Source organism: Sporosarcina obsidiansis, assembly GCF_009651005.1.
GTDB lineage: Bacteria > Bacillota > Bacilli > Bacillales_A > Planococcaceae > Sporosarcina > Sporosarcina obsidiansis.
The window spans coordinates 1-22,988 of sequence record NZ_WHVW01000006.1; the positions used below are offsets into that span (position 1 = coordinate 1).

General features: G+C 43.2%; 19 protein-coding genes, 1 rRNA gene and 1 riboswitch. All 20 genes read left to right on the top strand.

Going from position 1 to position 22,988, the window contains the following annotated elements:
• Nucleotides 1–76, top strand: a 5S ribosomal RNA gene (gene rrf / locus GD002_RS18265); the annotation flags it as partial.
• 533 nt (nt 77–609) lie between these two features.
• Entirely contained in the window at nt 610–1,137 is a 528-nt protein-coding gene (locus GD002_RS06765; protein ID WP_153731593.1) for a DUF2179 domain-containing protein, read from the top strand.
• Nucleotides 1,134–1,319, top strand: coding sequence for an NETI motif-containing protein (locus GD002_RS06770; protein ID WP_153731594.1), 186 nt, complete (start codon nt 1,134–1,136; stop codon nt 1,317–1,319). Before GD002_RS06765 ends, GD002_RS06770 begins: the two co-directional genes overlap by 4 nt.
• A 127-nt stretch (nt 1,320–1,446) precedes the next feature.
• Nucleotides 1,447–1,547, top strand: a riboswitch (purine riboswitch).
• Between the two features lie 171 nt (nt 1,548–1,718).
• Nucleotides 1,719–2,207 (top strand): 5-(carboxyamino)imidazole ribonucleotide mutase, encoded by a 489-nt coding sequence (purE, locus tag GD002_RS06775; RefSeq protein ID WP_153731595.1) that lies wholly within the window; start codon nt 1,719–1,721, stop codon nt 2,205–2,207.
• Between the two features lie 2 nt (nt 2,208–2,209).
• The gene (gene purK, locus GD002_RS06780; RefSeq protein ID WP_153731747.1) at nt 2,210–3,325 is read left to right on the top strand and encodes a 5-(carboxyamino)imidazole ribonucleotide synthase; all 1,116 of its coding nucleotides are present in this window, start codon (nt 2,210–2,212) and stop codon (nt 3,323–3,325) included.
• Between the two features lie 67 nt (nt 3,326–3,392).
• Nucleotides 3,393–3,647, top strand: coding sequence for a phosphoribosylformylglycinamidine synthase subunit PurS (gene purS / locus GD002_RS06785; RefSeq protein ID WP_153731596.1), 255 nt, complete (start codon nt 3,393–3,395; stop codon nt 3,645–3,647).
• Nucleotides 3,644–4,327, top strand: coding sequence for a phosphoribosylformylglycinamidine synthase subunit PurQ (gene purQ / locus GD002_RS06790; protein WP_153731597.1), 684 nt, complete (start codon nt 3,644–3,646; stop codon nt 4,325–4,327). The genes purS and purQ overlap by 4 nt, the downstream gene beginning before the upstream one ends.
• Nucleotides 4,317–6,548 (top strand): phosphoribosylformylglycinamidine synthase subunit PurL, encoded by a 2,232-nt coding sequence (gene purL, locus GD002_RS06795; protein ID WP_153731598.1) that lies wholly within the window; start codon nt 4,317–4,319, stop codon nt 6,546–6,548. Before purQ ends, purL begins: the two co-directional genes overlap by 11 nt.
• Entirely contained in the window at nt 6,524–7,948 is a 1,425-nt protein-coding gene (gene purF / locus GD002_RS06800) for an amidophosphoribosyltransferase (RefSeq protein WP_153731599.1), read from the top strand. Before purL ends, purF begins: the two co-directional genes overlap by 25 nt.
• 11 nt (nt 7,949–7,959) lie before the next feature.
• Entirely contained in the window at nt 7,960–9,015 is a 1,056-nt protein-coding gene (gene purM, locus GD002_RS06805; protein ID WP_153731600.1) for a phosphoribosylformylglycinamidine cyclo-ligase, read from the top strand.
• On the top strand, nt 9,015–9,587 hold the full coding sequence (purN, locus tag GD002_RS06810) for a phosphoribosylglycinamide formyltransferase (protein ID WP_153731601.1): 573 nt from the start codon (nt 9,015–9,017) through the stop codon (nt 9,585–9,587). Before purM ends, purN begins: the two co-directional genes overlap by 1 nt.
• Before the next feature lie 47 nt (nt 9,588–9,634).
• A complete protein-coding gene (gene purH / locus GD002_RS06815; protein ID WP_153731602.1) occupies nt 9,635–11,170 on the top strand; it encodes a bifunctional phosphoribosylaminoimidazolecarboxamide formyltransferase/IMP cyclohydrolase in 1,536 nt (511 codons plus the stop codon).
• 21 nt (nt 11,171–11,191) lie between these two features.
• A complete protein-coding gene (gene purD, locus GD002_RS06820; RefSeq protein WP_153731603.1) occupies nt 11,192–12,451 on the top strand; it encodes a phosphoribosylamine--glycine ligase in 1,260 nt (419 codons plus the stop codon).
• Nucleotides 12,452–12,953: 502 nt separating this feature from the next.
• Nucleotides 12,954–14,681, top strand: coding sequence for an adenine deaminase C-terminal domain-containing protein (locus GD002_RS06825; RefSeq protein ID WP_153731604.1), 1,728 nt, complete (start codon nt 12,954–12,956; stop codon nt 14,679–14,681).
• A 9-nt stretch (nt 14,682–14,690) separates the two neighbouring features.
• Nucleotides 14,691–15,734, top strand: a complete 1,044-nt coding sequence (locus GD002_RS06830) for a DUF3048 domain-containing protein (RefSeq protein WP_153731605.1) — start codon at nt 14,691–14,693, stop codon at nt 15,732–15,734.
• Nucleotides 15,735–15,758: 24 nt separating this feature from the next.
• Nucleotides 15,759–16,076, top strand: a complete 318-nt coding sequence (locus tag GD002_RS06835) for a YerC/YecD family TrpR-related protein (protein ID WP_153731606.1) — start codon at nt 15,759–15,761, stop codon at nt 16,074–16,076.
• A 590-nt stretch (nt 16,077–16,666) separates the two neighbouring features.
• Nucleotides 16,667–17,365 (top strand): heptaprenylglyceryl phosphate synthase, encoded by a 699-nt coding sequence (pcrB, locus tag GD002_RS06840; protein WP_153731607.1) that lies wholly within the window; start codon nt 16,667–16,669, stop codon nt 17,363–17,365.
• A gap of 44 nt (nt 17,366–17,409) precedes the next feature.
• Nucleotides 17,410–19,647 carry a DNA helicase PcrA gene (pcrA, locus tag GD002_RS06845; protein WP_153731608.1) on the top strand — a complete coding sequence of 746 codons (2,238 nt, stop codon included), beginning with the start codon at nt 17,410–17,412 and terminating at the stop codon, nt 19,645–19,647.
• A gap of 28 nt (nt 19,648–19,675) precedes the next feature.
• Nucleotides 19,676–21,703 carry an NAD-dependent DNA ligase LigA gene (ligA, locus tag GD002_RS06850; protein WP_153731609.1) on the top strand — a complete coding sequence of 676 codons (2,028 nt, stop codon included), beginning with the start codon at nt 19,676–19,678 and terminating at the stop codon, nt 21,701–21,703.
• Nucleotides 21,687–22,820: a CamS family sex pheromone protein gene (locus tag GD002_RS06855; RefSeq protein ID WP_153731610.1), complete on the top strand. Its 1,134-nt coding sequence runs from the start codon at nt 21,687–21,689 to the stop codon at nt 22,818–22,820. The genes ligA and GD002_RS06855 overlap by 17 nt, the downstream gene beginning before the upstream one ends.
• Nucleotides 22,821–22,988 lie beyond the last annotated feature (168 nt).

A 22,988-nucleotide genomic window follows, 5' to 3' on the forward strand; every position in this document is an offset into this window, starting at 1 on the left:
CGAACACGGAAGTTAAGCTCTTCAGCGCTGATGGTAGTAGGGGGCTTCCCCCTGTGAGAGTAAGACGTTGCCAGGCATGCAAAGCCATTCCCCATAGGGAATGGCTTTTTTGTCGTTTTAGGAAAATAAATCAATACTAATGTGAGAAGTGGGAGGAGTAGTGGAGTGCAAGGAAGCAAGCCGCTGTGACTCGAAGCGTATGATATACGCGAGACTCGCAAGCGGTGAAGCTGACGCGGCAATCCGCTGCTCATCACGCTTCGGAGCCCGAACACGGAAGTTAAGCTCGCGCGCTGATGGTAGTTAGGGGGCTTCCCCCTGTGAGAGTAAGACGTTGCCAGGCATGCAAAGCCATTCCCTATGGGGAGTGGCTTTTTTTGTGTTTTCAGAGCTAGGAAGATTGGTGCGTTGTTATAAAATCACTATCATTGCTTGGCGCAAGCGATGATAAATCTAGTCAACTGTATATGAAACTTTGCGAATCGCACATAACTCTTTCTAGTTGCTCATAATTGTTTGGAACAAGTTTAGTAAGTATCAAAAGACTTTCCTTGAGTTTTTTCTTCTGGCACGATACGATAAACCCTACTGCGGAAAGGAGAGGCTACCATGGGAATGATTTTAATTATTTTCGCGATCAATATTGTTTATGTATCTTTCTCGACCGTCCGAATGATTTTGACCTTGAAAGGATATCGTTATATTGCTGCTGCAGTAAGTATGTTCGAAGTAGTAATCTACGTGATTGGATTGGGACTGGTGCTTGATAACTTAGATGAAATTCAAAACTTAATTGCATACGCATTAGGATTTGGATCAGGCGTAGTAGTGGGTTCGAAGATTGAGGAGAGACTAGCATTAGGATATATTACAGTGAATGTCATTACCGCAGATATTAATAAAGAAATGCCGGCTGAACTAAGACGTCTAGGATATGGAGTAACTGACTGGTCAGCAAATGGATTAAGCGGTGGACGTTCCACTATGGAGATTTTGACACCGCGTAAATATGAATTACAGCTATATAAGACAATAACTGATCTCGATCCGAAAGCTTTTATTATTTCTTATGAACCGAAGACGATACATGGTGGCTTCTGGGTGAAGAGCGTGAAAAGGGGAAAATTATTTAAATGAGCAATAAGAAAATATGGTTTGATCGACAGGATGATGAAACGCTGGAGCAATGCTTAGAGCGAATTCAAAGCTTAGGGTATACCGTTGTTGCCAGAAGGGAACAGCCTCTATTTAAACAAGTAGGAGAAGAGTATATTCCTATTAAGCAGCAAACTCAATTTCAAGGAATAAAAAACAGCTAATATCATCAAAATGGGTAAGAAACTATCGTGTTTTCATTCAGGAAGAACTTAAAAGCGAATGATATGAAAAGAATTATTATCTATTGTTCGGATTTAGGTTGACGTATTATCAATAAGTTGTTACTATAATAAGAGTAAATGAGTTCCCCGTATATGCTACAGGATTGGCTGTAGCGTTTCTACCAAGACACCGTAAATGTCTACACTATGTGGGAAAGCAATTTTTCTAGGATATCTACGTCCGATAGCTGATATATACATAGCTATTTGCTCGTTTTGTTAAGGTCCTTGAAAGTTCTGCTTTTTGTGCATGTGAAAAGTGGAGTTTTCAAGGACCTTTTTGTAATGAATCAGGTGATGAAAAAGATAAAACATGTTCGATGAAGGAGTAGATTTCATTTGGAACCGAAGATCGGTGTCATTATGGGCAGTAAAAGTGACTGGGAAACAATGAAACATGCTTGCGAGATATTAGATGAGTTAGAAGTTCCTTACGAAAAGAAAGTGGTTTCAGCTCACCGTACACCGGATTTGATGTTTAAATATGCAGAACAGGCACAGGCTAAAGGACTCCACGCTATTATTGCCGGAGCGGGTGGAGCGGCTCACTTACCAGGAATGGTTGCTGCCAAAACGCTAATTCCTGTCATTGGTGTTCCCGTACAATCCAAAGCATTGAATGGAATGGACTCCTTATTGTCTATTGTTCAGATGCCGGGCGGAGTTCCCGTGGCGACTATGTCGATTGGTAAAGCGGGCGCTACCAATGCAGGCTTGCTTGCTGCACAGATGCTTAGTGTAACTGACGAAGGATTGCGTGACAGACTACATCAAAGACGTGATGTTATGCGTCAAATCTCGTTGGAAAGCAGCGGTGATCTAGAGTGAAAATGATTTTACCTGGACAAACTATTGGAATTATTGGAGGCGGCCAATTAGGACGCATGATGGGTCTCGCGGCAAAAGAAGCGGGATTTCGCATTGCGGTGCTAGATCCCACAAATGATTCGCCGTGCGGGCAAATAGCGGATATTGAAATCATAGCTCCCTATGATGATGAACAAGCACTTGCTGAATTACGTGAAGTAAGTGATGTGATCACATTTGAATTTGAAAACATTGATTATGAAGGTCTGAAGCAGTTGTCAGAGCAGGCTTACGTTCCACAAGGAGCCGAGCTAGTTCGTATTACACAGAATCGGATGTATGAAAAAGCCGCAATACGGGCTGCAGGTGCTCCGGTTGCTCCTTATATAACAGCTGACACATATAAAGAGTTAGTCGACAAGATTGATGGATTAGGTTTCCCATGCATTGTCAAAACTGCTTTTGGTGGTTATGACGGAAAAGGTCAAGTAAAACTGGAATCAAAAGAACAATTAGAAGAGGCTCAGTCACTTTTTGAACATTCTTCATGTATTGCAGAAGCTTTCGTACCGTTTGAAAAAGAAATTTCCGTTATAATCCAGCGGAATCCAGCTGGCCAATCTTTTTGCTTACCAATAGCGGAAAATATTCATCGACATCATATTCTGCACGAATCTATTGTGCCAGCTCGAGTCGAGGATAGCGTTTTACAGCGAGCGGAAAGAGAAGCAGTAAAAATCGCCAGTTATTTGGGTTTGGTCGGAACTTTGGCAGTCGAAATGTTTGTACTTGAGAACGGTAGCATCGTGATTAATGAATTAGCACCGCGACCGCATAACTCCGGACATTACTCAATTGAAGCATGCAATATCTCGCAATTTCATCAACATATCCGTGCTGTGTGTGGATGGCCTCTACGTGAACCGAAGTTGTGGGAATCTACAATTATGGTGAATGTATTGGGCGAACATGTTGAACCGCTCAATCAGCACATTGCGAATTACCCAGATTGGTCCGTTCATTTATATGGTAAAGCAGAAGCGAAAGAAAAACGTAAAATGGGTCACGTCACTATTATGACGAATGACTTGGAAGAAACCTTGCAAGAAATTGAGCAGTCTGGTATTTGGGAAGACTAACTACATAGTCTTCATGCAGCTATATAGAATAAATCAACTACTATTTCCACTTTGGGAGGAACCAACAATGACGAAAGTAACTATCTATGTAACATTACGTGAAAGTGTTGTAGATCCACAAGGCATCGCGACGACAGAAGCACTTCAAAAAATGGGCTTTGAAGAAGTACAGAGTGTACGAGTGGGAAAACTAATCGAGCTAGAGATGGATGGTTCTGAACAAACAGTAGAAACACGAGTGAAAGAAATGTGCGAAGATTTATTGATCAATAAAGTCATTGAAGATTATCGATTTGAAATTGGGGAGGTTGCGGGCAAATGAAGTTCGCCGTTCTAGTATTCCCAGGTCTTACTTGTGATCTTGATATGTATTATGCGATTGAGGAAACAGTGAAGCAAGAAGTCGAATACGTCTGGCATACAGAAGCCGATCAACTCGACCAATTTGATGCAGTTCTTTTACCGACAGGGACTTCATACGGCAACTATTTACGTCCAGGTGCTCTCGCAAAAAGTTCACCTGCATGTCAGCATCTGATTGCTTTTGCAGAGTCCGGAAAACCGGTTCTCGGAGTGGGTAACGGATTTCATATTTTAGTAGAAGCTGGTCTTCTGCCAGGCGGATTCTTGCGTAATGTAGGTCTGAAATTCCGTTCTGCACAAGAAACAGTAGTAGTTGAAAATAATACAACGACTTTTACAAAAGACTATGCACAAGGTCAAATAATCACACTTCCAGTTGCGCATGAATTCGGTAATTACTATGCGGACGAAGAGACGGTAGAAGAGCTGAAAAATAGTAATCGAATTGTTTTTACCTATACTAATGAACATACGGATGGCAGTACTTTGGCAATCGCAGGCATCACCAATGAAAAAGGAAATGTTCTGGGGATGATGCCACTTCCAGAACGTGCAGTGGAAGAAGTAATTGGCGGAACAGATGGATCACCTTTATTTCATTCAATCTTGAACAATTGGAGTGAACAGCATGTCAATTAATCACGAACCTACAGCGGAGCAAATCAAAGAACAACGATTATATCTTCAAATGGGAATGACAGTTGAAGAGTATGAACGCGCAGTGGAATTGCTTGGGCGCACTCCAAATTACACGGAAACCGGATTATTTTCCGCAATGTGGTCAGAACATTGTTCATATAAAAGTTCAAAGCCTGTATTACGTAAGTTCCCGACGGAAGGAGCACGTGTCTTACAGGGACCTGGTGAAGGTGCAGGGATTGTAGATATTGGCGACAATCAGGCCGCTGTCTTCAAGATGGAATCTCACAACTCACCTTCAGCAATTGAACCATTTATTGGCGCGGCAACAGGTGCAGGTGGGATTATCCGTGATGTATTCTCTATGGGAGCACGTCCGGTTGCATTGGTTAACTCTCTACGTTTCGGTGATTTGACAGAGCCTCGCGATAAGTTTTTATTTGAAGAAGCAGTAGCTGGGATTGCGAGCTACGGCAATGCAATGGGCATTCCGACAGTAGCGGGAGAAGTGCAATTTGATCAATGCTATTCAAAACGTCCACTTGTCAATGCGATGGCTGTCGGTTTATTGAATCATGAAGATATTCAAAAAGGACTAGCAGCTGGTGTGGGCAATACAGTTCTTTATGCAGGAGCTACAACAGGACGTGATGGAATTCACGGCGCCACAATGTCTTCTGCAGAAGTATCTATTGAAGAAGATAATGAATTGCCAGTTATGCAAGCAGGAGATCCATTCATTGAAAAGTTATTGATGGAAGCTTGCTTAGAACTTGTGAAATCTGACGCCTTGATTGGTATCCAAGATATGGGTGCGGCTGGTCTGACATCTTCATCTGCAGAAATGGCATCGAAAGCAGGATATGGCGTAGAGTTGAACTTGGATCTAGTACCTCAGCGTGAAGAAAACATGACAGCGTACGAAATGATGTTGTCTGAGTCTCAAGAACGAATGCTCATTGTCGTGAAAAAAGGTCGCGAAGAAGAAATTATTGAATTGTTTACCAAATATGGAATTAATGCAGTAGCAATTGGTCATGTAACAGATGACAAGATGCTGCGCTTGCTTCATAAAGGAGAAGTGGTAGCGGAAGTGTCAGCAGACTTACTTGCTGAAGATGCACCGACATACCACAAAGAATCTAAAGAGCCTGCATCCTTTGCAGAAAACCAAGCAATTGAAAATAAAGAACCACAAGTAGATAACTTGAAGGAAACATTACTTTCCTTATTGCAACGACCAACGATTGCTTCAAAAGAATGGGTCTACAATCAATTCGACACGGGTGCAAGAACGAGTACAGTAGTGGCACCAGGAGCATCAGCTGGAATCATCCGGGTTAGAGGAACGAACAAAGGAATTGCGATGACAGCGGATTGTAATTCACGTTTTATTTATTTGGATCCGGAAACAGGCGGAAAGATTGCAGTAGCAGAAGCTGCACGTAACCTCGTATGTTCGGGAGCAGAGCCTATTGCGTTGACGGACTGCTTGAACTTCGGAAGCCCGGATAAGCCGGAAGTGTTCTGGCAGCTTGAAAAATCGGCAGACGGCATTTCAGAAGCTTGTCGCAAACTCAATGCACCTGTTATAGGTGGTAACGTGTCACTTTCGAATGAAGTCAATGGAGTACCGATTTATCCAACTCCGACAATCGGCTTGGTGGGAATCGTACATGATTTGACAGAAGTGACAACGACGAGCTTCAAACAAGCAGGAGATGCAATTTATGTAATTGGTCAAACAGACACAGAATTTGGCGGTAGTGAACTACAGCAAATGGTCGAAGGGAAAATCTTCGGTAAAGCACCAGCCATTGATTTAGATGTAGAAGCAAAACGCCAGCAACAACTATTGTCAGCGATTCAGCAAGGGCTGATTCAATCTGCAACTGATCTGTCAGAAGGCGGATTTGCTGTTGCTCTTTGTGAAAAAGCATTTGCAGCAGACGGGTTAGGAGCAGAAGTAACGGTTTCAGGCTCTGCAGTCACTGAATTATTTAGTGAGACGCAATCTCGATTTTTGGTTACTGTCAAAGCAGATCAAGTGGCTGCTTTTGAAGAGAAAGTTGAAGATGCAGTGAAAATCGGAACAGTGACAGATGGCGGACAGCTCGTCATCAAAGATGCAGAAGGAACTGTCCTAGTAGAAGGGACGGTAGAACAATTCCACGCTGCTTGGAAAGGGGCAATTCCATGCTTGCTGAACTCAGAGGGTTAAACGAAGAGTGCGGCGTATTTGGTATTTGGGGGCATGAGGATGCAGCGCAAATTAGCTATTACGCATTACATGCACTTCAGCACCGAGGACAGGAGGGGGCAGGCATCGTTGTAAAAGGCGATGCAGGTCTTCAGGCTGTTAAGGGAGAGGGCTTGGTCAATGAAGTTTTCTCAGGGGACAATTTGAGTAAACTCAAGGGCCACGGAGCAATTGGACAAGTCCGTTATACAACAGAACAGGGACGCGGCATTGAAAACGTGCAACCCCTTGTATTCCGTTCGACAACAGGCAGTCTAGCTATTGCACACAATGGAAATTTAATTAACGCTAGAGACTTAAAAGAACATTTGGAACGTCAAGGAAGTATCTTTCAAACGACATCAGATACAGAAGTGTTAGCACATTTGATCAAACGTAGTAGCGGCTCGTTGAATCAGCGAGACAAAGTGAAAAAAGCGCTCAGCATCTTAAAGGGTGCTTTCGCATTTGTGTTAATGACAGATGAAGGCTTAATGGTGGCGCAAGATCCGAATGGCTTACGTCCATTATCTTTAGGGAAAATTGGAGATGCATGGGTCGTTGCATCTGAAACATGTGCATTCGATATTATTGGAGCGGAGCCAATTCGTTCCGTAGAGCCTGGTGAGTTATTAATCATAAATGATAAAGGGTTAACGTCTGAACGGTTTGCACCAGCAGCTGAGCGCGCGATATGTTCGATGGAATATGTCTATTTCTCTCGTCCTGATTCAGATATCGATGGGATTAATATTCATGCTGCTCGTAAACGTTGCGGTAAACAACTGGCACGTGAGGTTCAGATTAGTGCGGATGTCGTGACTGGAGTTCCTGACTCGAGTATATCTGCTGCGATTGGTTTCTCAGAGCAGAGTGGCATTCCGTATGAGCTTGGTTTGATCAAGAACCGCTATGTGGGAAGAACGTTCATTCAGCCTTCTCAAGCATTACGCGAAAAAGGTGTGAAAATGAAATTATCACCAGTACATCAAGTCGTTCATGGCAAGCGAGTTGTGATGGTGGATGATTCTATTGTCCGCGGTACGACATCTAAACGAATCGTTGCGATGTTGAGAGAAGCGGGCGCAAAAGAGATACATGTCGTTATTGCGTCACCACCTCTTATCGCGCCTTGCTATTATGGCGTCGATATCAGCTCTGATTCCGAATTAATTGCAACTGGACGTAATTTAGACCAAATGCGTGATGAGATCGGTGCGGATTCGCTGCACTTCCTTTCAATTGATGGAATGCTTGAAGCGAATGGTCGATCTCCTGAAATGAAAAATTGTGGACAATGTTTAGCTTGTTTTACAGGTGAATATCCAACCGAAATTTATTCGGATACAGCAATGCCACACGAAAAAGAAATCGTACGATAGGAGGCCTTTCCATGTCGAAGGCGTATGAAAAAGCGGGAGTCAATATTGAAGCTGGCTATGAGTCAGTGGAACGGATGAAGTCCCACGTAGCACGAACAACTCGTAAAGGGGTAGCAGGTGCATTTGGTGGATTCGGCGGAATGTTCGACCTATCTGCGCTCGAATATAAAGAACCTGTCTTAATCTCGGGAACAGATGGTGTCGGTACGAAGCTAAAGTTGGCTTTCATGGCAGATCGTCATGATACGATCGGTATCGACTGTGTCGCGATGTGCGTCAACGATATTGTGGCACAAGGCGCAGAGCCATTGTACTTCTTAGATTATGTAGCACTTGGAAAAGCCGTACCGGAAAAAGTAGAAGCGATTGTTAAAGGTGTGGCGGATGGCTGCGTGCAGTCCGGAGCCGCTTTGATTGGCGGCGAGACCGCAGAAATGCCAGGATTGTATGAGGAAGATGAATATGATTTGGCAGGTTTTGCAGTAGGTGCTTGCGAGAAGAGCCAAATTGTTACGGGTGACCGAGTACAAGAAGGTGATGTCCTCGTCGGGATCGCGTCTAGCGGAATTCATTCCAATGGGTATTCTCTCGTTCGTCATATCGTATTTGAACAAATAGGTGCTGAGATAGACAGTACGATTGATGGCTTTGAAGGGCTAGGAACAGTAGCTGATGCATTGCTTACACCGACAAAAATTTATGCTAAGCCTGTAATGGAGATGCATAAACGGTTGGATATCCATGCTATGGGTCATATTACGGGTGGCGGATTTTTTGAAAACCTTCCACGTATGTTCCATGAAGGATTTGGTGTGGAAATAGAGTTGGGCGCATGGCCTGTACTTCCTGTTTTTCAAATGTTGAAACAAAAAGGCGAGTTAACAGATCGTGATTTATATAGTGTTTTCAATATGGGGATTGGTTTTGTAATTGCTTTACCTGAAGCAAACGCAGAGAAAGCACTAGAGATAGCAAAAGCGCATGGAGAACAGGCTTATATCATAGGACGTGTTAACAACAAGGAAGGCGTCGAGTTCATTGGCGAACATGACGGGAGCTTGTCATAATGGCAAAGAATGTTAGAATTGCAGTTTTTGCTTCAGGAAGCGGCAGTAACTTTGCAGCTCTAGAAAAGGCATGTTATGTCGGAACGATACCAGCAGATATCGTGTTGCTCGTGACAGACAAACCCGATGCCTTTGTGACTGAACGAGCAAAGCAGGCAGGCATTCCAGTAGCAGCTTTTCGGCCGCGTGATTTTGAAACGAAGCAAGCGTATGAACAAGCCATACTAGCAGTTCTACAGGAAGCACAAGTCGAGTGGCTAATATTAGCAGGTTATATGCGCTTGATTAGCCATGTCTTGCTAGACGCTTATCCTGAGCGTATTATCAATATCCATCCGTCCTTGTTGCCGTCTTTCCCAGGTAAGGATGCAATCGGACAGGCTGTAAAGGCGGGTGTCAAAGTGACAGGTGTCACGGTTCATCTCGTAGATGAAGGGATGGATACGGGTCCAATTTTGGCGCAACAGGCAGTAAACGTAATTGACAATGACGAACAACAAACAGCAAAGGCAATTCATGAAGTAGAACATGAACTGTATACAGCTACTTTAAAAAAGTTATTTGAAAAGTAATCAGCCTGTTGAGAAGACAGGCTTTTTTATAAATTGGAGGGATTCTTTTGAAAAAGCGCGCGTTACTGAGCGTATCGGATAAGAGCGGAATTTTGGAGTTCGCGAAAGAATTAGAACAACTTGGGTATGAATTATTGTCTACAGGCGGTACGATGAAGCATTTGAAAGATAATGGAGTAACCGTGACGGCAGTAGATGAAATTACAGGCTTCCCAGAAATTATGGAAGGGCGTGTCAAAACATTAAATCCGATGATCCACGGTGGATTGCTGGCCAAACAAGATGATCCAGGACACCAGGCACAGATGGAAGAGCATGGAATCCAACCGATTGATATTGTTTGTGTGAACCTCTATCCATTTAAAGAAACTATTTCAAAGCCCCACGTAACCGAAGAAGATGCAATTGAAAATATTGATATCGGTGGCCCAGCCATGCTTCGTGCTTCTGCTAAAAATCATGCGTACGTCACAGTAATTGTGGATTCAACAGACTATGAAGTGGTTTTACATGAGTTAAAAGCAGAAGGAAGTACAACACTATCAACGCGCCGTCGTCTAGCAGCGAAGGTATTCCGTCATACTGCAGCTTATGATGCATTGATCTCAGGTTATCTAACGGAGCTTGCGGGCGAGCAATTCCCGGAACAAGTTACTTATACATACGAACTCAAACAGCCTTTACGTTACGGAGAAAATCCACATCAACAAGCAGCGTTCTATAGCCGTCCGCTAGGGTCTGATTTTTCAATCGCCTATGCCGAGCAGCTACATGGAAAAGAGCTTTCCTATAATAATATCCAAGATGCCAACGCAGCGATTCAAATTGTTAAGGAATTCGCAGAGCCGGCAGCAGTAGCAGTCAAGCATATGAACCCATGCGGTGTAGGAACGGGTAATACAATTGCAGAAGCCTTCAGTAAGGCATATGAAGCAGATCCTGTATCCATTTTTGGTGGGATTATTGCATTGAATAAAGAAGTAGATCAGGAGACGGCAGCTCAGCTAGCAGAGATTTTCCTTGAAATTGTAATTGCACCTTCTTTTACAGCAGAAGCAATCGAGATATTGACAAAGAAGAAAAACATTCGTTTATTGACGATTTCATTTGAGCAACAGAAAAAAGATCAGTGGAATACCGTTTCTGTTGAAGGTGGATTGTTGATGCAACAGCCGGATGCCTACGGTTTTGAAGAAGCGGATATTACAGTAGCAACAGACCGTGAGCCAACGGAAGCAGAATGGAATGCAATGAAGCTTGGTTGGGCCGTCGTAAAACATGTGAAGTCTAACGCGATTGTCGTCACAGATGAGCACATGACAATTGGCGTGGGTGCAGGACAAATGAATCGAGTAGGTGCTGCGAATATTGCACTTACGCAGGCTGGAGAACGTGCAAAGGGAGCAGCTCTCGCATCCGATGCATTTTTCCCTATGGATGATACCGTGGAGGCAGCAGCCAAAGCGGGTATTACAGCAATTATTCAACCAGGTGGTTCGGTCAAAGATGCTGACTCCATTAAAAAAGCAAACGACTATGGCATCACGATGGTATTCACAGGCGTACGTCATTTTAAACATTAAGAAGGCAGGAGGAAGTTCGATATGAAAGTTCTCGTAATAGGAAGTGGCGGTCGTGAACACGCGATCGCTAAACAGTTCAGCCAAGCGCCTTCTGTTACCGATGTGTTTGTGGCGCCTGGAAACGACGGCATGAACCAGGACGCAACTTGTGTGCCCATCGCGGCAACAGACTTTAAAGCATTGGCAAAATTTGCGATTGAAAATAGTATCGCATTAACATTTGTAGGACCTGAGCAGCCGCTAGCGGAAGGTATTGCTGATTTCTTTATGGAAAGAGGTCTAACAGTATTCGGCCCTACAAAAGCTGCAGCTCGTATCGAAGGCAGTAAATCATTCGCTAAAGAAATTATGGACAAATATGATATTCCGACGGCTGCTTATGGTACATTCACTGATGCGGAGGAAGCAAAGAAATTCATTCGCGAGCAAGGGGCTCCAATTGTTGTGAAAGCAGACGGATTGGCTGCCGGAAAAGGCGTCATTGTGGCAATGGAACTGCAAGAAGCATTGGACGCGGTAGATGATATGATCGGCAATCAAAAATTTGGCGAATCTTCATCACGTGTAGTAGTAGAAGAGTTCTTGGATGGTGAAGAATTTTCCTATATGTCATTCGTTCATGACGGACAAATTTATCCAATGGTCATCGCACAAGATCATAAACGTGCTTATGATGGAGATCGTGGACCAAATACAGGTGGGATGGGTGCTTATTCGCCTGTTCCTCAAATTTCTGATGAAGTCGTTCAGGAGGCGTATGAGCGGGTCGTTGTACCAACTGTGAATGCGATGGCAGAAGAAGGGATTCCTTTTACAGGTATTCTCTACGCTGGATTAATCTTGACTAAGCAAGGCCCGAAAGTCATCGAATTCAACGCGCGTTTTGGCGATCCCGAAACACAAGTTGTTTTACCGCGCATGGCATCCGACTTCGGCAAATTCATGGAAGCTCTAATGGCTGGACAACCATTCGATTTAAAATGGCATGAAGAAGCAATGCTAGGCGTCGTGATCGCAGCAGACGGATATCCAGGAGATGTCGTAAAAGGCAGCAAACTTCCTAATTTAGATGTACTAACAGATTCAGGTCTCGACGTATTCCACGCAGGCACGAAGTTAGAAAACGGAAACTTCGTCGGAAATGGTGGTCGCGTACTCCTTGTCGCAGGCAGAGCAGATAATCTAAAAGAAGCACAAGATAAAGTCTATAAAGGCCTCTCGACTCAAGAATGGAACGGATTCTTCCATCGCCATGATATTGGCTGGAGAACATTTGAGTAACTATTCAACAGCGAAAAGCGCTGTTAAGCCTCGACAGGCGTTGGAGGCTTTAAAAATAAAGGCGTACTTTGCCTTTATCTTTAAACCCGAAACGACCCGAGAAGCTGGTGCTTGTAGCTAGATGAAATCAAAAGCGAAAAGCGCCGTCTAAATCATACATGTAATCCCTTTGCAGGTTTTATGCAAAGGGATTTCTTCGTTTAGTAAGATATCTTGAACAATTTATTATAGTCAAAGAAATAAAATGTTATGGTAGAACATTTGAAGTAAACCCGCATATATCCACATTAAAATATAATTACTGTGAATGAATAGTGGGTAAAATGTGAATAAACTGTTAGTTATGTGAATAACTTGTTGATGAAATGTGGAGATTAGCCATGACCTTGTGGATAACTGAAAACATTATCTTGCCTATTTACTATCCGATTGCTATGTTAATATAAAGCGAGAATTGATAGAAAAGTAAATTAGTGAATGAATAATTAAAAATTACTGGTGGATGGTGATGGGAATGTGGAATGCACATGAAATACAATCGCAACTGGCGATCATTAACGGACAAAAAGCACCTGATATATTGATTGAAAATGCAACATATTTACATTCTATTTTTAAAAAGTGGATGAAAGGTAATATATGGATACATGGGGATCGGATTATCTACGTCGGGGAAAAACTCCCGGTGCAACTAGAAGGTACGGAAAGGGTCGATGCGTCCGGAAAGAAAATAGTGCCGGGCTATATTGAACCGCATGTACATCCATTTCAGCTCTACAACCCAGAGACTTTTGCAGATTATGCTTCTCGACGTGGTACAACTACATTTTTGTCCGACAACCTCATATTGTTCACGATGTTCAACCAGGAAACTGCTTATACTTTTATTGATCAATTGAATAAACTGCCTTTCTCTTTTTATTGGTGGGCTCGTGTAGACTCACAGACTGTTTTGCAAAATGAACAGATGTTATTCAATCCAGAAGATATTGCTAAATGGTTGAATCGCTCCGATGTTCTGATGACAGGTGAGCTAACAGGATGGCCGCGTTTACTACAAGGTGACCAAAATATGATGACGTCACTAATTAATTCAAAACGTAAAGGGAAAAAGATTGAAGGTCATCTCCCAGGAGCCTCCGAACGTACACTTACACGAATGAAGCTACTTGGTGTGGATGGAGACCATGAAGCGATGACGGTGGATGAAGTGGAAAGACGATTAACTCAAGGGTATGCGGTTACATTGCGTCACTCTTCCATTCGTCGTGACTTACCGGATTTATTGGCGGGAATTCTTAAAAAGGACTGGGCTGTATTCGACCATTTGATGATGACAACAGACGGTTCGACGCCATCTTTTTACAAAGAAGGCGTGATGGATCAGTGTATTCAAATTGCGTTAGATGCAGGTGTTGTACCAATCGATGCGTATCAAATGGCATCTTATAATGTAGCGAGGTACTATGACATCACCGACTTGCATAGTGTAATTGGGACAGGCCGTTATGCTACGTTCAACTTTTTGGAAGACGAATGGAATCCTGTGCCGACTGATGTGTTATCTAAAGGGCAATGGGTGTTGCGAGATGGTAAAGCAACAGAGCCATTCCGTGCAGTGGACTGGTCCATGCTGCCAGCTTTTGAACTACCATATGAGTTGGGAGATAACGACTTTTCTTTCCCAGCTTCTACTGGTATCCAAATGGTCAATGATGTGATTACTAAGGTATACGAAACAGAGCACGATCTAACCAAACCTGTCATATCTGCTAGTGATGAATGCTTCTTGCTATTACTTGATAAACACGGTAAGTGGCGGGTGAATACTATGTTGAAGGGTTTTGCGGATAATTTGCAAGGGTTTGCCTCTTCCTATTCGAACACTGGCGATGTATTATTGATTGGACAGAACTGGGAAGAGATGAAAAGAGCCTTCAATGAAATCAAGAAGATGGGTGGCGGCATGGCGGTGGCGGAAAATGGACGAATCGTTGAAACCTTGCCACTTGACGTAGCTGGCGGTTTATCCAAACAGCCGATGAACGTAATCATGGAACAGGAACTGGCGATGAAACATGTTTTACAAGAACGTGGCTATCATCATGGAGATGCAGTGTTTACATTGTTGTTCTTGCAGTCGGTGCACTTGCCCCATGTTCGGATCACTCCCGTTGGTCTAGTTCAAGTTCTGAAAAACGAGCGTTTAATTCCTAACATAGAAAGGTAGGAAACAAGATTGAAATGGAATGAACGAATGTTGCTTTTAATAGCATTGTTAGGTCTTCTATATTTAGCGGGCTGTTCCTCAAAGAATATTACTTCGGAACCGAAAGAACAAGTAATAAAAGAAGAACCTGAAGAAATTAGCGCCTCTTACTATCCAGCTCCCTTTACTGGTGAGCAGTTGACAGAAAAATTGGAAAATCGCCCTATATTGGCAACTGTTAATAATCACCCTTTAGCTCGTCCGCAGTCTGGAATTGCAGATGCAGATCTGATTTATGAGTTTTTAGCGGAAGGTGAAGTGACACGTTACTTGGCTTTGTTCCATAGCAAGATTCCGGATCAGATCGGTCCTATTCGCAGTGCACGTGATTATTTTGTCAAGCTTGCGGAAGGGATGGATGTTTTTTATCTCGCACACGGCTATAGTCCGGATGCAAAGAAATTATTGGACAACCGAATAGTCGATCATGTCAACGGTATGCAGTATGATGGGAGTTTATTTGAACGCTCCCCAGAACGGAAGGCACCGCATAATTCTTATATTTCCAGTGACCATATAGCTCAAGCATTTGAAATAACAAATGCATCTGAAAAGATCTCCAAGATGCCGGTCTTTTCTTTCCTAAATCCAGAGGAAAGTGATAAAATAGGGGATATAGCTTCATCGATTATTGTATCGTACAGTAAGAACTCTAATTTCATCAGTACGTACCAATATGATGAACAGACGAATCGTTACTATCGTTCTGTTAATGGGATTGATACGGTCGATAAGTTAAATGAACGGCGCGTAGAATTAGCGAATATAATTGTGATGGAAATGGATCATCGTATGGTAGATCAAGAGGGAAGGCTGGCAATTGATCTTCATTCGGGTGGCAAGGCCCTGTTGTTTCATGAAGGAATTGCTAAAACGATTGAGTGGGAAAATATGGACGGCTTTCTAACGCCGTTGGAACAAGGATTACCTGTCAAACTAACGGCCGGAAAGACTTGGGTTCATATCGTACCATCCCTGTCAGGCCCTACTACCTCCGTTACCTATACTCCGTAAGACCGACAAAGAGAGGGCGAGGACATGCAAATTGATAAAATCCGCGGGGAGCAAATAGACCAATTATTTAAAGCGATCCTAGAGTTGAAAGACCTGGAAGAGTGTTATCAATTTTTTGACGATGTATGCACGATGAGCGAAGTCCAATCCTTAGCACAGCGATTAGACGTCGCCCATAAGTTACGTCTGAAAAAAACGTACGATAGCATTCAGCAAGAAACAGGCGCCAGCACAGCCACCATCTCTCGCATTCGTCGCTGTGTCGATTATGGTTCTGGGGGATACAACCTCATATTGGACCGCCTTTATCCTGAACACAAAAACGACCAAACGAAAAAATAAATACCTTAACCGGCCGGGGACACAACCCCACCGGTTTTTTTGATATACTAACTAAAGCGGAAGGCGCCATGTAGCCTCGACAGGCGTTGGAGGGCGAGCCGAAAAGGCGTCTTTTGCCTTTCCGGCATGACCGAAACGACCCGAGAGGCTGGCGCCAGGAGCTAGAAGAAACTAAAGCGGAGACGGCTGTTCAGCCCCGACAGGCACTGGAAGGCTGGCAGCTACAGGCGTCTTTAGCCTGTAGAGGTCAGACTGAAGTGTCCCGAGGGGCTAGCCGTCGAAGTTGGAAGAAACTAAAGCGGAAGGCGCCGTGTTTAGATGCGGTGGTCATAAGGCGAAGCTGCGGAATGGCGTACTTTGCCGCACAGCAGCTTTGACTTATGATCCTATAGCATCTGGCGCCAGGAGCTGGAAGAAACTAAAGCGGAAGGCGCCGAGTAGCCTCGTTCCATTAAACAATGATGCGTTTCGCTGACTTATTCGCTTGAATCATTGATGAACCTCTCTATACAGAGTTATTAGCAATTTCATTTCAATCTTTCTACCATGAAAATAAAAATATAGTAAACATTTAGGAAGGGAGAAACAAAATGGACTATAAAACATGGCGGCATGCATTTAAAATTGATCCTGCCAAAGACTTGTCTGATGAACATCTCGAAGCTATAGCTGAGTCAGGAACAGATGGTGTAATCATTGGAGGATCGGATGGCGTTACGTTGGAAAACGTGTTGGATCTTCTGGCTCGATTCCGTCGTTTTTCAGTGCCACTCGCTTTAGAAGTATCCACGGTAGAATCCGTCACGCCAGGTTTCGACTACTATTTCATTCCAACCGTCTTAAATACGTCAGACTCGAAATGGCTGAACGGTCTTCATCATGAAGCGCTTCGCGAGTATGGGCATATGATGAACTTTGACGAAATCATTACAGAAGGCTACTGCATACTCAATCCAGATTGTAAAGCGGCTAAACTGACAGGCGTAGATAAAGTTTTGGACGAAGAAGACGTGCAGGCGTATGCACGCATGGCAGAGCATTTATTTTCATTACCTATTTTTTATTTGGAATACAGTGGTCAGTATGGTGATCCGAAAATGGTCCAAGCTGCTAAGGAGTTAGTAGAGAACACACGCCTTTTTTATGGTGGTGGTATTCGTACGATTGAGCAAGCGAAAGAAATGGCAGCCATTGCGGATACGGTCGTTGTAGGGAATATCGTATATGACGATTTGAAAAGTGCGCTCGCCACGGTAAATGCTGTGAAATCTATTCCCTTTCCAGTTTAAGAAATGTATAATAAGAACAAATGTTTTCTAAAGGCGGTACTAACATGAAAGAAATAGCTGAGAATTTACTGAAAGGCATGAATCCTGAGCAAGCCCGCGCTGTAAAGACGACGGAAGGTCCGTTGTTGATTATGGCAGGAGCAGGCTCAGGAAAGACACGTGTGCTAACACATCGAATTGCGTATTTAGTGGTAGAGAAACAAGTCTATCCATCCAATATTTTAGCTATAACCTTTACAAATAAAGCGGCACGTGAGATGCGTGAAAGAATTGATGGGTTGCTTGGTGCTGGCTCAGGTGAGCGCATGTGGGTTTCCACATTCCACTCCATGTGCGTTCGTATACTACGTCGAGAAGTGGATCGCATTGGATTATCTAAAAACTTTACAATTTTAGATAGTGCTGATCAGCTGACTGCGATAAAAAGAGTATTGAAAGAACTAAATCTTGATCCGAAGCAGTATGATCCACGAGCCATGCTGGGAACCATCAGTAATGCTAAAAATGAATGTATAAACGCAGATGAGTTTCGTAAAAACTGTAATCCACAGAATCCATATGAAAAAACAGTAGCGGATATTTATGAACGATACACTAAAAAATTGCGTCAAAATCAATCGATGGACTTTGATGACTTAATCATGATGACTATCGTGCTCTTTGAAAGAGTGCCAGAAGTATTGGAATTTTATCAGAATAAATTTCAATATATACACGTAGATGAGTATCAAGATACAAATAATGCACAGTATCGTCTTGTGAAGATGCTAGCTTCAAAATTTCGCAATATTTGTGTGGTAGGTGATTCTGACCAATCGATTTACAGATGGCGAGGAGCCGACATTGGCAATATCCTATCGTTCGAGAAAGATTACAAAGAAGCAAAAGTCATCTTATTAGAGCAAAATTATCGCTCGACGAAACGGATTTTGCAAGCTGCGAATGAAGTAATTGACAATAATAAAAGTCGCTACGATAAAAAGCTGCGGACGGATAATCCAGAAGGTGAATTAATCTCTATTTACAAAGCGCGTGATGAAAAAGATGAGTCGCAATTTGTCGTCCAACAGATCATTGAGTTAAAAGAGCAGCAAAAGTTGTCTTTGGACCAATTTGCGATTTTATATCGTACAAATGCCCAGTCTCGTGTAATTGAGGAATATTTATTGAAGTCCAATCTTGATTACACGATTGTTGGCGGCACGAAGTTCTATGATCGAAAAGAGATTAAGGATTTGCTCGCCTATTTACGCCTGATCGCAAACAATGATGACGATCTCGCATTTGCAAGAGTGATTAATGAACCGAAACGTAGCATAGGGGCCACTTCATTCGAACGAATGGCTACGTTTGCTTTAGAGAATGATCGCTCGATTTTCGACTCTCTGCAAGAAGTCGATTTCATGGGCTTACCTGCTAGAGCGGCGAATGAAGCGGTCAAATTTCGTGAGCTTATCAGTGGATTTACGCAAATGCAAGAATACCTATCTGTGACGGAATTGGTGAAAGAAGTCATTGAGAAGTCGGGCTACCGCACCATGTTGGAAAAAGAAAAAACGATTGAAGCGGAAAGTCGCCTCGAAAACATAGAGGAATTTTTATCTGTTACAGAGGCGTTTGAAAAGCGTGCGCAGGAAGAAGAAAGTGAGCGTTCGCTAATTGCATTCCTCACCGATCTAGCGTTAGTCGCGGATATTGATTCATTAGATAAAGAAGAGAACACTTCCACTGAAAAAATCGTCCTAATGACAATGCATGCAGCAAAAGGACTTGAATTTCCTGTCGTCTTCGTCATTGGCATGGAAGAAAATATTTTTCCGCATATTCGTGCGCTTGCTGACCCGGAAGAAATGGAAGAAGAACGTCGGCTAGCCTATGTGGCGATCACGCGTGCAGAACAGCGATTATACCTGACTTGTGCAGGCTATCGTATGCTATTTGGTCGCTCCAATTTTAACTCGCCTTCTCGTTTCCTGAATGAAATCTCGGAAGAACTGACCGAAATGCTAGCTGATGGCAATGGGATGAGTGTACCGTTCAATCAAGCACCAGCTAAACCGACAATACCAAGACCTGCTGTGAAGCGACCTGTCTATAATGAGAGTGGTGGGGAAAAGCTACAGTGGAAGCCTGGCGATAAAGCAACTCATAAAAAATGGGGTACCGGCACGGTAGTCAGCGTAAAAGGCGAAGCAGATGATCTTGAGCTCGATATCGCATTTCCAACTCCTGTAGGTATCAAGCGCTTGTTAGCTAAATTTGCACCAATTGAAAAAGAATAATGCCTTCTCTGAGGAGTGTAGAAAACCGATGGATGATGTCTTAGAACTAGAAAACCGAGTGGCTGAACTGAATAGAATCCTGCATGAATACGGACATGCTTATTATAATCTAGATGCACCTGTAGTTGAGGATGCTGTATATGATGAGAAAATGCAGGAACTACTCGCGATTGAAGAAGCGCACCCCGACTTGATTTATCCCGATTCGCCGACACAGCGAGTGGGCGGGAAACCGCTCGAAATATTTAGCAAAGTCGTTCATCGGCATCCAATGCTCAGTTTAGCGAATGCATTTACTGAAGAGGATTTGCGGGACTTTGACAGGCGGGTAAAACAGGCAACGGGCAGTGCCATGTATGTTTGTGAACTGAAAATCGATGGTCTAGCGGTTTCATTGCAATATGATGAGGGGCGTCTCGTACAAGGCTCCACTCGGGGTGATGGAACAGTAGGAGAAGATATTACAGCGAACTTGAAGACGATCCACTCCGTACCTCTTAAGCTAAAAGAGTCCCTGACGATTGAAGTGCGCGGTGAGGCCTATATGCCTAAACGCTCTTTTGCCAAGCTCAATGAACAACGTGATGAAGCCGGAGAAGTGCCATTCGCCAATCCACGGAATGCGGCAGCAGGATCACTGCGCCAACTTGATCCCCAAATCGCCGCTAGTAGAAACTTAGCAATATTCATTTACGCGGTAGGTGGGGATGCCGAAGTTTACAATTTAAACAGCCATTCAGATGCTCTAGACAAGTTGGATGCGATAGGCTTAACTACGAATAAGGAACGTAAGCGCTGTGCAACGATTGAAGAAGTATTAGAATATGTAGCGTACTGGACAGAAAATCGTCAGTCGCTCGATTATGAAATTGATGGCATCGTCATTAAAGTGGATAACTTTGAAGCGCAAGAACAACTCGGCTATACAGCAAAAAGTCCACGCTGGGCGATTGCCTATAAATTTCCGGCAGAAGAAGTACGGACAAAATTGATCGACATTGAACTGAGCGTTGGACGTACAGGGGTTGTCACACCTACAGCCATTCTTGAACCTGTGCGTGTGGCGGGAACGACAGTAGGACGAGCTTCCTTGCATAATGAGGACTTAATCCGTGAGAAAGATATTCGCATCGGTGATCAGGTTGTTTTACGCAAAGCTGGCGATATTATTCCGGAAATCGTTATGGCCATTAAAGAGAAGCGGACAGGCGAAGAGGAGCCTTTTCATATGCCCTCGACTTGTCCAGTTTGTAGCTCGGAATTGGCACGTATTGAAGGTGAAGTCGCGCTACGCTGCATGAATCCAAAATGTCCAGCACAAATGAAGGAAACACTCATACATTTCGTCTCGAGAAAAGCGATGAATATCGAAGGGGTCGGCGAAAAGCTCGTTGAACAATTATATGCTGCCAATCTCGTGCAGGATGTCTCGGATTTATACACGCTGACGAAAGAATCGTTATGCAATCTGGAACGAATCGGTGAGAAATCTGCAACGAATATCTTGACGGCAATTGAACAATCCAAGGAAAATTCATTAGAAAAGTTACTATTTGGCCTTGGTATTCGCCATGTTGGAGAAAAAGTCGCTAGAATCTTAGCTGAAGAATACCGTACACTAGATGCTCTTGAAAAAGCGACAAATGAACAATTAACAAATATTTTTGAAATTGGAGATATTGTCGCGGACGCAGTGACAACATATTTTACTACGGATGAAGTACAGGAAGTAATGAATAAGCTGCGTGCATATGGTGTGAATACAGTTTACAAAGGTGTGACACGAGACGAATTGCCAACAATCGGCCCGTTTGCAGGTAAAACAGTAGTGCTAACAGGGAAATTGACTGGATTGACGCGTGGCGAAGCAAAAGAGCAGATCGAAGCGCTCGGCGGAACAGTCAGTGGCAGTGTCAGCAAGAAAACTGATATCGTTATCGCGGGTGAAGACGCAGGCTCAAAATTGACTAAAGCCCAGGAGTTACAAATTGAAATATGGGATGAACAAGCCATGCTTGACGCCCTTGGAGTGGATATAAATGAAAAGAACGACTAAATGGCTCGCACCGAGCATCCTATCTGCTGTTCTGTTGACTGGATGCTTGCCGACGCCTGGGGGAGACCAGGAAAAAGCAGTTCAGGAAACGGACGAAAGCGAGCAGGAAATGGTCCTCATCCCTGATGCACAAATAAAAAAAGAATATTATCGGACGCCGGTACCATTTAAAAAGAGCGCGAGCAGGGGATTGGTTGTCAGTAATCTGAACACTAAATATGATATGCAGGAGACAGAAGAAGGTCTGTTGCGTATTTCATCACAGTATTTTGATCCAAAAGATTATTATTTCCAAGAAGGACAATATATCGACCGGGATACGGCAAAAGAGTGGCTTTCTAGAAAATCAAACTATGAAGCTGGACTCAACCCTGCAATCAAGGATGATATGACACCTGAACAAATTGCTGAAAAGGCACCGATCTACTTGGCGCATATTGTAGAACAAAATTACTTGGAAATGACGGATGACAAAAAAGTAAAACTGGCAGGTGTGACGATTGGACTTGCGATGAATTCGATTTATTATCCGAGAGAAGGAAAAGAAAGGTCAATTGATGATAAGACAATAGAGGAAAAAGGGAAACAAATGGCTGATATTATTTTGAAACGTCTGCGTAGCAAACCGGAACTGGCCGATATTCCGATCGCAGTCGGCCTTTTTAAGCAGAAGAGCCGAAATGATATTGTGCCAGGAACATATTTTGCTACTTCTTTCGCTCCGAAAGGTAAAAGCGAATTTACTGGATGGAAAGAAGTGGATGAAACGTATGTTTTGCTTCCTGCCTCCTCTTCAACCGGAAATTATCGAGATTTAAATACGACTTTCAAGAAATTCAAACAGGATATTGATGATTATTTCCCAAGTTTTGTAAATGTAGTAGGAACAGCTTTTTATAAAGATCAGAAACTGAGTTCTTTGAGTGTGGAAATTCCCATTCAGTTCTTTGGCAAGAGCGAACTCATTGGTTTCTCTCAATATTTGACCTCATTAGTGAAAACGCATTTTAAAAATATCCCAATTGAAGTGAGTGTCACATCCGTCAACGGACCAGAAGTATTGATTATCAATGAAGGGAATAATGAAGAACCTTTTGTTCATGTCTATGGATATTAACATAACAGTTCTTGGTATCACGAACTTTTCAACTACGTAATTAGATGGTATGATTAACTGAAAACAGTTAAGCCTCCGGCGGATGTCACAGACTTTTTCGAGCAAACTCGAAAAATCTGGACGCAATTACGCGGAGGCGTAATTGATTTATACGATGGCCAAATGAGG

Coding starts and splice junctions, on each gene's coding strand:
- GD002_RS06765 (WP_153731593.1), top strand. CDS start 610: ATGGGAATGATTTTAATTATTTTCGCGATCAATATTGTTTATGTATCT.
- GD002_RS06770 (WP_153731594.1), top strand. CDS start 1,134: ATGAGCAATAAGAAAATATGGTTTGATCGACAGGATGATGAAACGCTG.
- purK (WP_153731747.1), top strand. CDS start 2,210: ATGATTTTACCTGGACAAACTATTGGAATTATTGGAGGCGGCCAATTA.
- purS (WP_153731596.1), top strand. CDS start 3,393: ATGACGAAAGTAACTATCTATGTAACATTACGTGAAAGTGTTGTAGAT.
- purQ (WP_153731597.1), top strand. CDS start 3,644: ATGAAGTTCGCCGTTCTAGTATTCCCAGGTCTTACTTGTGATCTTGAT.
- purL (WP_153731598.1), top strand. CDS start 4,317: ATGTCAATTAATCACGAACCTACAGCGGAGCAAATCAAAGAACAACGA.
- purF (WP_153731599.1), top strand. CDS start 6,524: ATGCTTGCTGAACTCAGAGGGTTAAACGAAGAGTGCGGCGTATTTGGT.
- purM (WP_153731600.1), top strand. CDS start 7,960: ATGTCGAAGGCGTATGAAAAAGCGGGAGTCAATATTGAAGCTGGCTAT.
- purN (WP_153731601.1), top strand. CDS start 9,015: ATGGCAAAGAATGTTAGAATTGCAGTTTTTGCTTCAGGAAGCGGCAGT.
- purD (WP_153731603.1), top strand. CDS start 11,192: ATGAAAGTTCTCGTAATAGGAAGTGGCGGTCGTGAACACGCGATCGCT.
- GD002_RS06825 (WP_153731604.1), top strand. CDS start 12,954: ATGGTGATGGGAATGTGGAATGCACATGAAATACAATCGCAACTGGCG.
- GD002_RS06835 (WP_153731606.1), top strand. CDS start 15,759: ATGCAAATTGATAAAATCCGCGGGGAGCAAATAGACCAATTATTTAAA.
- pcrB (WP_153731607.1), top strand. CDS start 16,667: ATGGACTATAAAACATGGCGGCATGCATTTAAAATTGATCCTGCCAAA.
- pcrA (WP_153731608.1), top strand. CDS start 17,410: ATGAAAGAAATAGCTGAGAATTTACTGAAAGGCATGAATCCTGAGCAA.
- ligA (WP_153731609.1), top strand. CDS start 19,676: ATGGATGATGTCTTAGAACTAGAAAACCGAGTGGCTGAACTGAATAGA.
- GD002_RS06855 (WP_153731610.1), top strand. CDS start 21,687: ATGAAAAGAACGACTAAATGGCTCGCACCGAGCATCCTATCTGCTGTT.